General features: G+C 63.1%; 16 protein-coding genes. 13 read left to right on the forward strand and 3 right to left on the reverse strand.

Annotation, left to right across the window (positions count from 1 at the left end; genetic code table 11):
* The first annotated feature begins 240 nt into the window (after window positions 1–240).
* From JWP26_RS16235 to JWP26_RS16255, 5 genes are all read left to right on the forward strand, one after another.
* Window positions 241–1,602, forward strand: a complete 1,362-nt coding sequence (locus JWP26_RS16235) for an amidohydrolase family protein (protein WP_299729982.1) — start codon at window positions 241–243, stop codon at window positions 1,600–1,602.
* Between the two features lie 103 nt (window positions 1,603–1,705).
* On the forward strand, window positions 1,706–2,959 hold the full coding sequence (locus JWP26_RS16240; RefSeq protein ID WP_299729985.1) for a Zn-dependent hydrolase: 1,254 nt from the start codon (window positions 1,706–1,708) through the stop codon (window positions 2,957–2,959).
* A 1-nt stretch (window position 2,960) separates the two neighbouring features.
* The gene (locus tag JWP26_RS16245) at window positions 2,961–4,061 is read left to right on the forward strand and encodes a DUF917 domain-containing protein (RefSeq protein WP_299729988.1); all 1,101 of its coding nucleotides are present in this window, start codon (window positions 2,961–2,963) and stop codon (window positions 4,059–4,061) included.
* A 1-nt stretch (window position 4,062) separates the two neighbouring features.
* Window positions 4,063–4,395: a TfoX/Sxy family protein gene (locus JWP26_RS16250; RefSeq protein WP_299729991.1), complete on the forward strand. Its 333-nt coding sequence runs from the start codon at window positions 4,063–4,065 to the stop codon at window positions 4,393–4,395.
* 33 nt (window positions 4,396–4,428) lie between these two features.
* Window positions 4,429–6,090 carry a urocanate hydratase gene (locus tag JWP26_RS16255; RefSeq protein WP_299729994.1) on the forward strand — a complete coding sequence of 554 codons (1,662 nt, stop codon included), beginning with the start codon at window positions 4,429–4,431 and terminating at the stop codon, window positions 6,088–6,090.
* Window positions 6,091–6,096: 6 nt separating this feature from the next.
* Here JWP26_RS16255 and JWP26_RS16260 read toward each other — a convergent pair whose 3' ends face one another.
* On the reverse strand, window positions 6,097–6,954 hold the full coding sequence (locus JWP26_RS16260; protein ID WP_299729997.1) for an NAD(P)-dependent oxidoreductase: 858 nt from the start codon (window positions 6,952–6,954) through the stop codon (window positions 6,097–6,099).
* A gap of 220 nt (window positions 6,955–7,174) precedes the next feature.
* On the opposite strand from JWP26_RS16260, the gene JWP26_RS16265 reads away from it, so the two are divergent.
* The 4 genes from JWP26_RS16265 to JWP26_RS16280 all read left to right on the forward strand — a co-directional run bounded on the left by JWP26_RS16265 (window position 7,175) and on the right by JWP26_RS16280 (window position 10,397).
* Window positions 7,175–7,597 (forward strand): hypothetical protein, encoded by a 423-nt coding sequence (locus tag JWP26_RS16265; RefSeq protein ID WP_299730000.1) that lies wholly within the window; start codon window positions 7,175–7,177, stop codon window positions 7,595–7,597.
* Window positions 7,598–7,720: 123 nt separating this feature from the next.
* Window positions 7,721–8,062, forward strand: coding sequence for an SH3 domain-containing protein (locus tag JWP26_RS16270; RefSeq protein ID WP_299730003.1), 342 nt, complete (start codon window positions 7,721–7,723; stop codon window positions 8,060–8,062).
* 186 nt (window positions 8,063–8,248) lie between these two features.
* A complete protein-coding gene (locus JWP26_RS16275) occupies window positions 8,249–9,253 on the forward strand; it encodes an asparaginase (protein WP_299730006.1) in 1,005 nt (334 codons plus the stop codon).
* A gap of 109 nt (window positions 9,254–9,362) precedes the next feature.
* Complete coding sequence (locus JWP26_RS16280; protein WP_299730009.1) at window positions 9,363–10,397, forward strand: nucleotidyltransferase domain-containing protein; 1,035 nt, start codon at window positions 9,363–9,365, stop codon at window positions 10,395–10,397.
* Between the two features lie 19 nt (window positions 10,398–10,416).
* Here JWP26_RS16280 and JWP26_RS16285 read toward each other — a convergent pair whose 3' ends face one another.
* Window positions 10,417–11,763 carry a TIGR03808 family TAT-translocated repetitive protein gene (locus JWP26_RS16285; RefSeq protein ID WP_299730012.1) on the reverse strand — a complete coding sequence of 449 codons (1,347 nt, stop codon included), beginning with the start codon at window positions 11,761–11,763 and terminating at the stop codon, window positions 10,417–10,419.
* Window positions 11,764–11,918: 155 nt separating this feature from the next.
* On the opposite strand from JWP26_RS16285, the gene JWP26_RS16290 reads away from it, so the two are divergent.
* The 3 genes from JWP26_RS16290 to JWP26_RS16300 all read left to right on the forward strand — a co-directional run bounded on the left by JWP26_RS16290 (window position 11,919) and on the right by JWP26_RS16300 (window position 14,527).
* Window positions 11,919–13,427, forward strand: coding sequence for a helicase HerA-like domain-containing protein (locus JWP26_RS16290; protein ID WP_299730015.1), 1,509 nt, complete (start codon window positions 11,919–11,921; stop codon window positions 13,425–13,427).
* An 8-nt stretch (window positions 13,428–13,435) separates the two neighbouring features.
* Complete coding sequence (locus JWP26_RS16295; RefSeq protein ID WP_299730018.1) at window positions 13,436–13,981, forward strand: LOG family protein; 546 nt, start codon at window positions 13,436–13,438, stop codon at window positions 13,979–13,981.
* A 108-nt stretch (window positions 13,982–14,089) separates the two neighbouring features.
* On the forward strand, window positions 14,090–14,527 hold the full coding sequence (locus JWP26_RS16300) for a DUF5680 domain-containing protein (RefSeq protein ID WP_299730351.1): 438 nt from the start codon (window positions 14,090–14,092) through the stop codon (window positions 14,525–14,527).
* An 18-nt stretch (window positions 14,528–14,545) separates the two neighbouring features.
* On the opposite strand, the gene JWP26_RS16305 is transcribed toward JWP26_RS16300, so the two are convergent.
* Entirely contained in the window at window positions 14,546–15,241 is a 696-nt protein-coding gene (locus JWP26_RS16305; RefSeq protein ID WP_299730021.1) for a YafY family protein, read from the reverse strand.
* 72 nt (window positions 15,242–15,313) lie between these two features.
* On the opposite strand from JWP26_RS16305, the gene JWP26_RS16310 reads away from it, so the two are divergent.
* Window positions 15,314–15,736: a VOC family protein gene (locus JWP26_RS16310; RefSeq protein ID WP_299730024.1), complete on the forward strand. Its 423-nt coding sequence runs from the start codon at window positions 15,314–15,316 to the stop codon at window positions 15,734–15,736.
* Window positions 15,737–15,773: the final 37 nt, after the last annotated feature.

A 15,773-nucleotide genomic window follows, 5' to 3' on the forward strand; every position in this document is an offset into this window, starting at 1 on the left:
CAGCGTCTCCCTCCCCCTTGTGGGGAGGGACGGCGCGCAGCGCCAAGGGTGGGGGTTTCTTCCTTGGCTTTTTGCCCAGCCCCACCCCCCTCCCAGCCTCCCCCGCAAGGGGGGAGGTGCCGTCTAGTGGTTGGGACTTGATCCAGTTCAACCCGCCGGCAGACACCTCCCCCTTGATGGGGGAGGCTGGGAGGGGGTGATGGGAGCCACGATGCAATTGGCCCAACTGGGAGCCTACTAATGTCCGATTTCGACCTCGTCCTTTCCGGCACCATCGTGCTGCCCACCACCATTATCGAAAACGGCTACGTCGCCGTCCGCGACGGCAAGGTCACCCACGTGGGCGAGGGCACGCCCCCGTCCGCCCATGAACGCCACCTGCTCGGCAATGCCCTGATCCTCCCCGGCGCCATCGACGCCCAAACTCATTCGCTCAGCCAGAAAAACCAGGAAGATTTCATCTGGTCCACCCGCTCCGCCGCCGCCGGTGGCGTCACCACCATCGTCGACATGCCCTATGACGAGGGCAACTTGGTCGCCTCCGCCGAAGCCGTCCGCATTAAGGTCGCCCACGCCTCACCACAGGCCCGCGTCGATTTCGCCCTCTACGGCACCGTCAACCCGGAGGAGGGCGCCGCCCGCATTCTCGAACAGGTTGAAGCTGGCGTCGCCGCCTTCAAATTCTCCACTTTCGGCACCGACCCGATCCGCTTCCCCCGCATTCCCCCCGCTTTGCTCGAGGAATGCTTCGCCGCCATCGCCCCCACCGGCCTCACTGCCGGCGTCCACAACGAAGATGACGAGGCCGTCCGCGCCGCCATGGCCAAGGTCAAGGCGCTCGGCATCACCGACTACCGCGCCCACGCCCTCAGCCGCCCCCCACTGACCGAACTGCTCGCGAGCCTGCAAATCTACGAAACCGGCGCCGCCACCGGCTGCCCCGCCCACGTCGTCCACTGCTCCCTCGGCCGCGGCTACGACATCGCCAAAAGCTACCGCGACCAAGGTTTTGCCGCGACTATCGAATGCTGCATCCACTATCTGGTCCTCGACGAGGAACACGACGTCGCCCGCCTCGTCGGCAAGGCCAAGATCAATCCCCCGATCCGCCCCCGCGCCGAAGTCGAAAAGCTCTGGGAACACGTCCGCGCCGGCAATGTCACCCTGATCTCCACCGACCACGTGAGTTGGTCAGAAAACCGCAAGACCAATCCCGACATGCTCGCCAACGCCTCCGGCGTCCCCGGCCTCGAAGCCATGGTGCCCCTCTTCGTCAAGGGCGCGCTGGAGCGCAACATCCCCCTGACCTGGGCTGCCAGGCTCATGTCCGAGAATCCCGCCCGCCATTTCCGCCTCGACCACGTCAAGGGTGCCCTGACCGCCGGCAAGGACGCCGACATCACCGTCCTCTTCGATCGCCCCAAAACCTACGACGCCGCCGCCAGCGGCAACAACGTCGTCGGCTGGTCGCCATACAATGGCATCAACCTCCCCTGGACCGTCGGCCTGACTTATCTGCGCGGCCAATTGGCCTTCGACGGAGCAACCGTTCTAAGCCAGCCCGGCACTGGTCGCTTCGTTCGACCGGAGGCACGGGCATGATTATGCGCCCAGCTCATCGATCACACTCGATCGGATTCCCCTCCCCCTTGAGGGGAGGGGTTAGGGGTGGGGGGAACTCTCACCCCGAGTGGAGTCCCCATTCATGATCCCCAATTCCCCCATCCGCCCCGACCGCATCGCCGCCGATATCGATGCCCTCGCCGCCATCACCGAACCGGGTCGTCCTTACACCCGCCGCGCCTTCACGCCGAAATTCCTCGAAGGTCGCGCCTGGCTGCAACAAGAAATCCAGCATGCTGGATTTTCCAGCCACATTGACGCCGCCGGAAACCTCATCGCTACCATTCCCGGCAACCGCCCGGAACTGGGCACAATCATGCTCGGCTCCCATTCCGATACCGTCCCCGACGGCGGCCGTTTCGACGGCATCGCCGGCGTCGTCGCCGCCCTCGAAGTCGCGAGAGCCCTGAAAGATCAAGGCATTACCCTCGATCACACCCTCGAAATCGTCGATTTCCTCGCCGAGGAAGTCTCCATCTTCGGCGTCTCCTGCATCGGCAGCCGGGGGATATCCGGCACGCGTCCCCCCGAATGGCTCGCCCGCGGCGGCGATGATCTGACCCTCGAAGCCGGCATCGCTCAGGTCGGTGGCAGCCCCGCCATCGATGCAATCCGCAATGATATCAAAGCCTTCCTCGAACTCCACATCGAGCAGGGCCCCGTCTTGCAGGACGAGTATCTCGATATCGGCGTCGTCACCGCCATCGCGGGGATAACGCGCATAGAAATCATCGTCACCGGCCGCGCCGACCACGCCGGCACCACGCCCATGGGCTCGCGCCAGGATGCTCTGACCACCGCCGCCTGGATCGCCCTCGGTGTCGAAGAGCTCGGTAAGGCCTTGTCCCAAAACGAGTTTCACTTTGCTGCCACTGTCGGCGAGTTCGTCATGGAGCCCAATGCCGCCAATGTCGTTCCCGCCAAAGTGCGCATGCTGATCGACGCCCGCGCCGAATCGCGTCCGGACATGGATCGCTTCATCGACGAACTGGGCCGCGGCATCGCCGCCATCGCGGATAAGACCGGCGTCACTGTCTCGGAACCGCGCATCGTCTCCGACAACCAGCCCACGCCCTGCGACGAAGACTTGCTCGATGTCCTTGATATTGCTTGTGATAATGCCGGCGCCACGCATCGTCGTATGGCTTCCGGCGCCGGCCACGACACCGCCTGGATGGCGAGAATAACGCGAGCAGCCATGATCTTCATCCCGTGCCGCGATGGCCGCAGCCATTCGCCGGACGAATTCACTACCACCGAAGCAATCGCCCAAGGCGCCGCCGTCCTGTTGGACGCCGTCATCGCGCTCGACAAAAATCTGCAAGAGGATCAATAGCATGGGTCGTATTCTGACCGAAAAGGACGTCGAACCCGCAGTCAAGGGCGGCTCCGTCTACGCCGCCGGCGGTGGCGGCTGGGCCGATCATGGCCGCATGCTCGGCTACGCCGCCGTCGGTATCGGCAAGCCGGAACTCGTTGATATCTCAGAATTTTCCGACAACGATTGGGTCGCCACCGCCGCCGCCATCGGCGCCCCGGCCTCCACCACCCCCTGGGAAATGCAGGGCGTCGACTACATCAAGGCCGTCTCGCTCCTCCAGGATACCCTCGGCGAAAAGCTCAGCGGCCTCATGGTCGGCCAGAACGGCAAATCCTCCACCCTCAACGGCTGGCTCCCCTCCGCCGCCCTCGGCACCAAGGTCGTCGACGCCGTCGGCGACATGCGCGCCCACCCCACCGGCGACATGGGTTCCATCGGCTTGGCCGGCTCCCCGCTCCAGATGATCCAGACCGCCGTCGGCGGCAACCGCAGCGAAAATCGCTATATAGAACTGGTAGTTAAGGGCGCGACCGCCAAGGTTTCGCCAGTCCTGCGCACCGCCGCCGACCAGTCCGGTGGCTTCATCGCCTCCTGCCGCAACCCTGTCCGCGCCAGCTATGTCCGCGACCACGCAGCCCTCGGCGGTATCTCCCTGGCATTGACTTTGGGCGAAGCCATCATCGCCGCCGAAGGCAAAGGACCCGGCTCGGTGATCGACGCCATCGTCAAAACCACCGGCGGCACCATCCTGACGCGCGGTACGGTCACCGCCAAGGCCGTGGTCTACACCAAGGATGCCTTCGATATTGGCACCATGACGCTGGGCGAGGGCGACAGTGCCTCCACCCTGCATTTGATGAACGAATACATGGCTGTAGACGACGCCGGCGGCACGCGGCTGGCGACCTTCCCCGACGTCATCACCACCCTCGACGCCTCCGGCACACCGCTCTCTGTCGGTCAGGTGCGGGTGGGCATGTACCTCTTCGTGCTGCATGTGCCCAAGACCATTATTCCCTTGAGTTCCAGCGTGTTAGATCCAACCGTCTATCCCTATGTCGAGAAATCCATGGGTATCGAGTTGGCAAAATACGCGTTGGATGGGGCCAGTCGCTGACATGGCACGCGACGCCGGCCTCGAGGAACTTGTCTGGGAGGACCTCAGCGGCCTGACCGGGCTGACCACTAAGGTCATGTTCGGCGGCCTCGCCTGGATGCTGGACGGCCACCTGCTCTGCGGCGCCCGCGATGTCGGTCTAATGGTCCGGCTCGGCAAGGGCAACGACACCTGGGCCCTGGACGAGCAAGACATCGAACCGCTCTCCATGTCCGAAAAGTCCATGCCCGGCTGGGTGCGCGCGGGTCTCGATACCTGCGCCGACGACGACTTGCGCAAGCGCCTGCTCGATGCGGCGGTGGCGTTCGTCAGGACACTGCCGCCCAAGCTTTGACGGCGGCACACGATAATTACCGAGGTTTTCAACATGCCCACACCCAATCCGCGCCACCCCAATTTCCCGATCCCCGGCGGCAGCGAACTGCGCGCCAAGGGCTGGCGGCAGGAAGCATTGCTGCGGCTGCTGGAAAACGTGCTGGCGGTTGGCGAGAACCCGGACCAACTCATCGTCTACGCGGCGCTGGGCAAAGCGGCGCGCAATTGGGCCAGCCACAAGGCCATCGTCGAAACGCTGCTGTCCATGGACGAAGATCAGACCCTGATCATTCAGTCCGGCAAGCCGATCGGCCTGCTCAAGACCCATGCCAAAGCGCCACTGGTGATTATGGCCAACTGCAACATCGTCGGGCAGTGGGCCAAGGCCGAGGTGTTCTACGAACTGGAGAAAAAAGGCCTGATCTGCTGGGGCGGACTGACCGCCGGGGCCTGGCAATACATCGGGTCGCAGGGCGTAATTCAGGGCACCTATGAGATTTTCATGCGCATCGCCGAGAACCGCTTCGGCGGCTCATTGGCCGGACGTTTCATCCTGACCGCCGGCCTTGGCGGCATGGGCGGCGCCCAGCCGCTGGCCGGGCGCATGGCGGGGGCGGCGATCCTTTGCGTCGATATCGATGCCGAGCGAGCCGAGAAACGCAAGCAGATCGGTTACCTTGAGGAGATCGCGCCGGACCTCGATACGGCTCTGGCGATGATCGATAAGGCGGTGGCCGAAAAGCGTGCGACCTCCATCGGGTTGGTCGGCAATGCCGCCGAGATTTATCCCGAGATTTTCCGTCGCGGCATCGTGCCCGATATCGTCACCGATCAGACCTCGGCGCATGACCTGATCTATGGCTATGTGCCCAAGGGCATGTCGCTAGCCGAAGTCCGGCGCCTGCGCGAGGAGGGCCCCGCCCAGTTGATGGCGGCCAGCCGCGCCTCCATCGTCGATCACGTCCGCGCCATGCTGGCCTTCCAGCAGGCGGGCAGCGAAGTGTTCGATAATGGCAATCTGATCCGCACCCATGCCAAGGCCGGCGGGGTCGAAAACGCCTTTGATATCAAGATTTTCACCGAGGCCTATCTGCGGCCGCTGTTCGCCAAGGCTATCGGTCCGTTCCGCTGGATGGCGCTGTCGGGTGATCCGCAGGACATCGCCAAGATCGACGACAAGCTGCTGGAGATGTTCCCGGACAATCACATTGTCACCAACTGGATCGCGTTGGCGCGGCAGCATGTGCCGTTCGAGGGCCTGCCGGCCCGCATCGCCTGGCTTGGCCACGGCGAGCGCACGGCATTGGCGCGGGCGGTTAATGCCATGGTGGCGGATGGCACGCTGGCCGGGCCGGTCGCCTTCAGCCGCGACCACCTCGATGCCGGCGCCATGGCGCATCCCAATATCATGACCGAGCGGATGAAAGACGGCTCCGACGCCATCGCCGATTGGCCACTGCTCGACGCGATGTTGTTGTGCTCTTCGATGGCCGACCTTGTGGTGGTCCATTCGGGCGGCGGCGGCTATGCGGGCTACATGACGTCAGCCGGCGTTACCGTAGTCGCCGACGGCACCGAAGCTGCCGATGAACGGCTAGAACGGGCGCTCACCAACGATACGGCGCTTGGCGTCATGCGCTACGCGGACGCGGGATATGAGGAGAGTTTCGAGGAAATCGCGGCCAAGGGGATTGGCCATATAGCCGTCGACTGACGGCCGCTAAACCTCATTCCGCCAGCTATATTGCGGCGAATAGCCGAGCATTTTCTTGGCTTTTTCGATCGAGAGCAGGGTGCCGTTCTGCGTGAGATTGCCCTTGGTCGGCACGCCGGGAAACACTTCGGCCAGCAGCGACATATTGGAGCGGCTCATCACCGTATCGGCATTGGCGATGATGAAAGCCTCAAAGCCGGTGAAATCAGCCTGGATCGAGCGGCGGACGGCCTGGGCGCCGTCGCGGGCATCGATATAGCCCCATAGGTTCCACTTGCGGCCGCGCGGATCGGCGTCGAATTTGGGGAAGGCAGCGTAGTCTTCGGGGTTCATCACATTGGAGAAGCGCAGGCCGACAATGCGCAATGACGGGTCCCAGCGGCAGAACTGGGCGGCCATGGTTTCGTCCAGCAGCTTGCCGAGCGAATAGGCGCTTTCGGGGCGGGGGAAGTATTCCTCGTCCACCGGCGCGTAGGGCGGCGGCGTATCAAACGGTAGGCCGAGTACGGTCTCGCTGGAGGCGAAGACGATGTTCTTGATGCCGGCGAGGCGGCTGGCCTCGAACACATTGTAGGTGGTCGGCACATTGTTGGCGAAGGTCTTGGCATTGGCTGCTAGGCCCGGCGCGGGAATCGCTGCCAGATGCACCACTGCCTCGAACGGTCCGCCGCGCTCGTCGACGCCGCCCAGGATGGCGCTGGCAACCTGGCCAAAATCAGTCAGATCGACGCGCACGCTTTTGCAGATCGGCTCCGCCAAAGCCTGCTGATCGATGTTGAGAACATCGTAGCCATGGGCGACGAGGTCGCGCAGAACCGCTCGTCCAAGCTTGCCGCTGCCGCCCGTCACCAGAACCTTGGCCATCGTTTCCTCCAGTTTTTTGAAGCACTTGGCTGCGTGCCTTGGCATCAGCTTAGGCTCGAATAGCAGTGCTGCCAACCCGGCTCCACGGTAAACGAGCTATGAACGGGCCCCTCAGAAGGGGTTCAAGGCCCTGGGCGCTTTATGGCGATCAAGGGCGGCCGGACGGTCGCCAGAACCGGCGGTTGCTCCAAGTGGGCGCTGCCTACCAGAGGAGCCTCAAATGCAAAAGTTCGCCATCATCACCGTTCTCGCTGGCCTTACCATGGCCTTCACCACGATCGCCAGCTCGGCTGCCATCGTGCGGCCTCGCCATCCTACAGCCGTGTCGCAGACCAGCCATACCGAATGCATCGAAAGCCTGGGTCATTTTCGCAGCGTTCACCGCGACGATATCGATGCCATCGACGGCCAGTCCGTCATGGTCATCCATGTCTGCGACGAGAATTCCCTGCTCAGCGACGCCTCCTATGGTTCGCTGTTCATCGACGGCAATGTCAACACGTTGCGCCGGCCGATCGCCCACAACTACACGCTGATGAGCGCTCTCGATGAGGAAGGCCTCGACCAGAATGACGTCGTCTCGCTGCGCTTCGGCGGCAATGACTCCATCGTCCTCTACGTCTATGACCGCGATATGCGCTAGGCGGCAATCGGAGAGTTTGCCGCCCGGATGAACGCTTTCTGAACATCGATTTCAGCATGGGTTCAAGGCGGATGCGGCAAACTCCAATCATCGAAACCACCACGCCGTTGAGGGAGACATGAAATGAACAAGCATCAGGAAAAAGTTTTGGTCGCCACGCTCTGCGGCCTGGTTATCACCGCCGCCGCCGCTTTCGCCGTGCAGCCTGCAATGGCCGCCGGATATGGCGTCGATCAGCTGGCCCAAGTCAGTGGCGTCGCCGGCTGGGATCATCTGAACGTGCGCAAATGGCCCGCTGCCTATTCGCAGAAAGTCGGCGCGTTTGATGCCCAAACCCATGTGTGGGTCGATCGCTGCGTCGAAGTTACCAATAGCGCCGACTGGTGCCTGGTCGATCGCGGCGGGCTCAAGGGCTGGGTCAACTCGAAATTCCTCACCCTGGCCGGCGACGACTGGGATATCTGACCACGCTGCCGCAGGGGCGGTGGTCCATCTGCCGGATCAAGCGATCTTCGCCGCACGATCCGCACAGTCCGTGTAGATGGACTTCCACCCCTACGGGTTCTGCCACGTGCCTGCCTCTTCCCAAGCCTTGTTGACTTTTCCGGTCTGGTGCTGTTCGCAAGACAGCCTGGACCGGAGTTTTTTATCATGGATGCCAATCCCATTCTGGCCGAGCTGACGCGCGGCAACTGGGTCGAGAATATCTTCCGCGGCGCCTTCGCGGTGGTCGATGCGGACGGCACCGTCATCGCTGCCGCCGGCGATATCGAGCGGGCGGTGTTTCCGCGCTCGGCGATCAAATCCATGCAGGCGTTGCCGATTTTTGCGCGTCACGCCGAGGACAAGTTCCATCATAGCAACGAGGAACTGGCGCTGGCCTGTTCGTCCCATCATGGGCAGGACGTCCATGTGGCGGTCGCGTCTGGCCTGCTAAGCCGGCTGGGCCTGTCGGCGGCCGACCTGGAATGCGGCGCTCATGCGCCCACCAATGCGGTGGCGCGCGAGGCCTTGCGGGCCAGCGGCGGCGAGCCGAGCCCGTTGCACAACAATTGCTCGGGCAAGCATTCCGGCATGCTGAGCGTGGCGCTGGCCATGGGCGTGCCCACCGCCGGCTATGTGGGGCGCGAGCATGAGGTGCAGCGCGCCGTGCGCACGGCGGTCGAAACCGTGATCGGGGAGAACCTGACCGAAGGCAAATGCGGCACCGACGGCTGTTCTATCCCCACTTACGCCGCGCCGCTGCGAGCCTTCGCCTATGGCTTTGCGCGCATGGCGACGGGCAAGGGCCTGCCGGCCGAGTACGCCAATGCCGCCCAGCGCCTGTTTGACGCGGCGACAAGTCATCCGCATCTGGTTGCGGGCTCCGGCCATTCCGACACCCTGATCATGCAGGCCTTCGGCGGCCGCGTGATGCAGAAGATCGGCGCCGAAGGCGTGCAATGCGGGGCCATCCGCGACAAGGGCTGGGGCTATGCCATCAAATGCGACGACGGCAACACCGCTGCCTCGCAGGCCATGCTGGCCGGCCTGCTGCTGGCCATCGCCGATCCCGACGAGGCGCAGCGGGCGGTGCTGAACAAGTTCGCGAGCCAGACCATTCGCAGCGTGCGCGGGGCGGATGTGGGCGTATTGGAATCCCGGCTGGTGCTTTGAAGCAGGATTGTTCCAACAGTTTTTTAGATTTTCTAGAAAACTGTTGGAACAATCGAAGCGACTATGCTAATTCTGTTCCAACAGAAAACCGCGGAAACAGAGAAAAGTGTTGGAACTTCGCGGGATAGAAGAGTTCAACAACGATCAGCGGCGAGAATTCGTCAATACCCAGCAACGCTTTAGCGCCTGGACGTCGGCGCGGCGTCGCTTGCTGGAAACACGCGGGTCCATGGTCTGGCAAACCAAAAAAGGGTCGGACTACCTCCTGCGCAGTTACTATGACAAATCCGGCCTCCGCCGCCAGCGTGGCTTAGGCGTGAGGTCGGAGCAAACCGAAACGCTCAAACGCGAGTACGAAAACAGTCGCGATGAAGCCAAGGCACGCTTCAAGGAGATTGACACGGTGCTGGCCCGACAGGCGGGAATAAACCGCGCGCTGGCTCTTGGGCGAGTTCCGATGCCAACCGCCCGGATCATGAGAGCGCTGGATGACATCGGAGTATTGGGTGCTGGCATTCGGGTCGTCGGCACGAACGCTATCTATGCCTATGAGGCCGCCGCTGGGGTCGTTGTTGATGCTGGCATCACCGCCACCGGTGATATCGATCTGTTGTTCGACAGCCGCGGGGGACTGCGCTTCGTTATTTCCGACGATATTTCGGAACCGTCCCTGCTTGCAGTGCTCCAAGGCGTCGACAAGACCTTCCACCGGACTGCCCAATCCTTCCGCGCGGAAAACGCCGAAGGCTATATGGTCGATCTGATCAAACCGATGCGCAATCCACCCTGGAAGCCGGACAGGACGAAGCTAGGGGACGATGACGCTGACATAGTCGCTTCGGAGATCGAAGGCTTGGTTTGGCTGGAGAATGCGCCCGTATTCGAAGCGATCGCCATCGATGAACGTGGCTTTCCGCTGCGGATCGTCGCCGCCGATCCACGCGTGTTCGCGGCGCATAAACACTGGGTGTCGCAGCGGGTTGATCGCGAACCGATCAAGCGCCGGCGAGACGCGGATCAGGCGGTGATCGTTGGTGGTATCGTCGGGCAATACTTGACCTATCTGCCGTTCGAGATCGCGGACTTGAAAATGCTGCCCAAGAAAGTTGCTGAAGCGGCTGCGCCTTTGTTCGCAACGGCATGAGCCGGCGACAAGTCGCCCGCTAAACGCCCTGCACTTCGCCCACTGTGTTGTTGGCGATCGTCAGCTGCGGGTATTTGGCGGCGTTGGCGATGAGGTCGGGTTCGACCATGTCGGCCCAGGCCATGCCGACTACGGCGTGTTCGGGATCGAAGATCATGTTGTTGGCGATTTGGGCATTGCCCGCGCCGGGCGCGACGCTGACGGCAACGCCAATAAGGATGTCGTACATGACATTACTGGCGATCAGCACATTGCTGAGATAGGGGCCGTAACCCGCGACGAAAGCCGGGCCGGGCACGCGCGTGACGGTATTCCCCGTGACTGCGGCTTCGGCCTCAGCGGCAATGCCGAAAGGCGTGGTGTCCGGATTGACCAGTGATCTGGGGGCAATGTTGCGCACGATATTGCCGGTGCAGATCGCGAGATGGCCGCCCTCGTTGTAATTGGTCATCGAGATGCCGCCAGCGGCCCCATCAACGATGTTGTTGGCAATGACCGAGCCGGAAAAGGCGAACTCGGAAAAGATCGCGACTTCGCCCGAGTTGAGGCAGGTATTTCCGCTCACTTGCGTATTGTTGGTGGTGTTGAGCCGCACGGCGGTGAAGGCGCAATCGGCGATGTGATTGTCGCTGACGATGACGTCGTCGGCCTTGAACACGTTGATGCCATTGCCGTTTTGACCGTTGCCGCCGTCATTGGCCTTGATATTCCAGATGCGGTTTTCGCTGATGATCGAGCCGTCAGATCCGCCCTCGCTGCGCCAGATGCGGATGCCGGCATTGCCGCAATCGCTGATGCGGTTGCCGGTTATCAGCAGGTCTCGATTGTCCAGCGCATGGATGGCGGCGTCGCCATGGCCGCGGAAATCGCAGTCGGAAATGGTGACGGCCGAATCCGTGATGAAGAGGCCGGTCGTCGGGCTATCGATGAAGCTGCACTGCGTGAAGCTGACAGACAGGCTGCTCACCACCGCTAGGATGGCGCTCAGGCCACCCGCCGCGTCGTCGGCGCTACCGGCGAAGATCACATTGGCGACCTTGGCGTCGCTGACACTGGTGAACGCGCCGATCGAGCCGCCATTCCAGCCGGTGAGTTGGGTGGAGCCGGGTGTGCCCTCGATGGCGACGCGGCTGGCAAACGCGATATCGGCAACGAAGATGGTGCCGGGCGGCAGGACCAGCTTTTGCCCGCTAGCGCTGGCGGCCACGATCGCGTCCTGCAGCGACTTGCTCTGGTCATCGGCAATGCCCGGGACAACGCCGAAATCGACGGCATGGAGCGCGTCGCTGGCGCGGGCGAGAGCCGGTGCGAGAACCCCGGTGGCGCCGAGGCTGGCAACGAAATGGCGGCGGGTCAGATGTGTCATGGCGGCAGTGTGCCGCGATGTCTGCAGCGAGGGAAGAGGTGAGGGGGCGGCATGGTAAAGCAGAGGGATTATCGGGCGCCGCCATCACACTGCCTTGTCCCGCGTCATCGCGAACGGCTATAAGCCATGCGAACGATTTGATAGGGGCGCCGGCCATGCTGCTTGATGACAAGATCTATCTCGGACAAAGCACGCGGCCGGAATATCTGGCGCTGAAATATGGCAATCGCCACGGACTGATCACCGGCGCGACCGGCACTGGCAAGACGGTGACGCTGCAGGTGCTGGCCGAGGGCTTTTCGGCCGCTGGCGTTCCGGTGTTCGCCGCCGATATCAAGGGCGACCTGTCGGGCATCAGCAAGATGGGAAAGGCACAGGGCTGGCAAACCCAGCGGGCGCAGGACATCGGTTTCGACGATTACAAGGATGACATATTCCCGGTGATTTTCTGGGACCTGTTCGGCCGGCAGGGGCACCCGATCCGTGCCACCATTTCGGAAATGGGGGCGCTGCTGCTCAGCCGGATTTTGCAGCTCAACGACACCCAGGAAGGGGTGTTGAACATCGCCTTCAAGCTAGCCGATGACGAGGGGCTGCTGCTGCTCGACCTGAAAGATCTGCGGGCGCTGCTGGTGGATATCCAGGAGCGGGCCAAGGACGTTTCGGTCCGCTACGGCAATGTCACCACCGCCTCGATCGGCTCGGTGCAGCGGGCGCTGCTGGTGCTGGAACAGCAGGGCGCGGAAAACTTCTTTGGTGAGCGGGCGCTCGACATCGCCGACCTGATGCGCACCGATCGCGATGGCAAGGGCTTCATCTCGATCCTGGCGGCGGACGAACTGATGCGCGCGCCGCGCCTCTACGCCACTTTCCTGCTGTGGCTGATGTCAGAACTGTTCGAGGCTCTGCCCGAAGTGGGTGACCTGGACAAACCCAAGCTGGTGTTCTTCTTCGATGAGGCACATCTGCTGTTCGATGACGCGCCCAAAGCGCTGGTCGATAAAGTCGAGCAGGTGGTCAAGCTGGTGCGCTCCAAGGGGGTCGGAATTTATTTCGTCACCCAGAACCCGGTCGATATTCCCGAGGCCGTGCTGGCCCAGCTCTCCAACCGGGTGCAGCACGCGCTGCGCGCTTACACGCCGCGTGAGCAGAAGGCGGTCAAGGTCGCGGCCGATACTTTCCGCCCCAATCCCGCATTCTCGACCGCCGAGGTCATCACCCAATTGGCGACCGGCGAGGCGCTGGTTTCGGTGCTGGAGGACAAGGGTATTCCCTCGATGGTCGGACGCACCCTGATCCGGCCGCCATCGGCGCAGGTTGGCCCGATCCTGCCCGAGGAGCGGCGCGCCATCATGGCCAACTCGCCGGTGGCGGGGCTATACGACACCGTGGTCGACCGCGACTCGGCGTTCGAGGTGCTGGCGCGCAAGACCCGCGACAAGCAACTGGCAGAGGAAAAGCAGCGCCAGGACGATGAGCTGGCCAAGGAGGCCAAGACCCAGCGCGCCGAACGCACCTATGACGATCGGCCGCCCGCGCGCCGCGCCTCGACCCGGCAGAGCCCGGCTGAGGCGGCGATGAACTCGCTGGCGCGCACCATGGCCAATCGCCTGGGGAGCGCCCTTGTGCGCGGCATCCTCGGCGGCCTGAAGCGCGGTCGTTGAGCATGGGTATGAGCAGCCCGGTACTGGCGGTTTTTGCCTCGGACAAAGGGCCGGGCGACGCAGAGCGCGCCAGCATCATGACGCAGGCGGGCATGTATTTCGCCCGCCACGGCGCCAGCATTATCTGCGTCGCCGAAAACGGCGTGATTCCGGTGCCGCTACTAACGGCGGCGCGCGCCGCGGGCGGCGTGGTGCAGATCATCGCCGATGAATCGATCGTGCTGCCATCGGCCCTGGCCGATGTCGCCATCGAAGTGGTGGCCGATCATTCCGAGCGCATGCAGCGGGTTGCGGCGCTGGCCGACGCCTTTGTGGCGCTGCCCGGCTCGCTAGCCTCGGCCTCGGCAATGTTCGGCGCCTGGAGCGCGGGCAAAGCGCTGGGCAAGGCCGCGCCCGTGGTGATGCTCAACCGGCATCGCGCCTTCGAGGTCATGCGCGGCTATGCGGGGGACGTGCTGTCCCATGGCCTGCCGGGCTACGAGCGCTCGGTGCAGTTCGCCGACACCATCGAAGACCTGTGGAGCCGGGTCAGCCGGCTGATCGGCGAGCGCTAAGTTGCACCCGCGCGCACGGCCGTTGCTGACAGCGCTTGTCACGAGCAGTGACTAGACACGTCCCGTCAGAACAGGGGCAAAACCGTGGACATAGCGCTGCTGAATACAATGATCGTGAAGGCCAAGGCCGATACCTATGTGGGTGGAGGGGTGAAGGTCGACCCAAGCCGATTGGGTTCGCACGACCTGAGCTGGTCGGAAGGTGCCTGGCGATATCTCGACAGCTATTTTGGTGGCACCGATTTCATCGGCCAAGAGACGCTCTGGCTCGAAGGCAGCCCGATCTGGGCCATGAACTACTATGGCTATATTCGATGCCCCGACCTGATAGACGGCAGCCGAGCCGGCGAGACGATCAAGGCGGCGCTGTCGTCCATGTATCGGGAAGGTCGGTTTTTGGGCGGCTTCCAGTGGCATGGCCCGCATGGCGAATACATAGACCAGAGCTCTGGCGATCCGACGCATTTCCACGGCCGGGAGGTCATTCTGGTCGATGGTGTTGAGGCATATGCCCTCGACTACTTCGGCGGTCTGGTGAAGCAGTAGCGGGCACGCTGCTTATCGTCATGCCTCTGCTTCACGCGCCCTCAGTTCGGCAAGATAGGTGCGCAGAAGCGCGGCGCGTCTGGGGCGAAAGCTGGTTCCCGGGGCAGTGAGGTCGATGATCCGCTCGACCCGGAACATCCGGAACGCCTCGCGCAGGCAGCACCAGGCCAGCACCGTCAGCACCCGGTCGGTATAGACGATCGCCAGCGGCAGGATGGTGCGCTCGGTGACCGCGTGGCCCTTGTCCGCATAGCGGATCACCAGGGCCTCCTCTTGCCAGCAGGCCTGCCTGATGGCGTTCAGATCACATGCTTGGCTGTAGCGCGCATCGGGGCGATAGACCTGCGAGATGGCGTGGAACAAGTGCTGTTCGCGATCATCTGGCAAGGTAGCGGCGACCTTGGCCAGCACCGAAATTGCGGCCTTCGCCAATGCCGGATCGCCCATGTGCTGAACCTCGGCTAAGCCGAGCGCGATGGCCTCGATCTCGGCGCGATCGAAAGTCTGCGGCGGAAGCGCATAGTCCTCGATCAACCGATAACCATAGCCCCGCTCTCCCTCGATGCGGGCGCCGGCAGCGCGCAGGCTGTCGATATCGCGATACAGCGAGCGCAGAGACACGCCGGTCTCCTCGGCTAGGCGCGCAGCTGTGATCGGCGCGGGCATGACGCGCATCGACTGGAGCAATCGGAAAAGTCGGTCGGATCGGGCCATCACTCAACTGTCGGAAACTGGCAGTTGGGCTCGGATATAACAGCTCCATCAGTTCAAACAAAGGAAGCTGTGATGACCATTCAATCGACGACGCACTTGAATTTCCGAGGCGACGCTCGCGCCGCGCTATCGTTCTACCAGTCTGTGTTCGGAGGCCATCAGATTGTGGTTTCCTACAAGGACGCCGGGCAGGTCCAGGACCCGGCCGAAGCCGACCAGGTGATGTGGGGCCAAGTGGCCGCTGACAATGGTTTCCGGGTGATGGCCTACGACGTGCCGTCGCGCATGGGGTGGAACCCGGGCGACATCCCGTTCTTTGTCTCGGTGCGCGGCAATGCCGCTGACGAAATTACGGGGTACTGGGAAAAACTCGTCGACGGCGCGACTATCGTGCAACCACTGGCGCCCTCAGGCTGGTCGCCGCTCTACGGGATGCTCAAGGATCGTTTTGGCGTGACCTGGGTGCTGGACGTCGAGAGCGCTTATGCAGCCTGATAGGCGGTGATTGAGGCGGCGCATGATCGATGCGCCG

Origin of the sequence: Devosia sp., from assembly GCF_028290435.1 — a bacterium.
GTDB lineage: Bacteria > Pseudomonadota > Alphaproteobacteria > Rhizobiales > Devosiaceae > Devosia.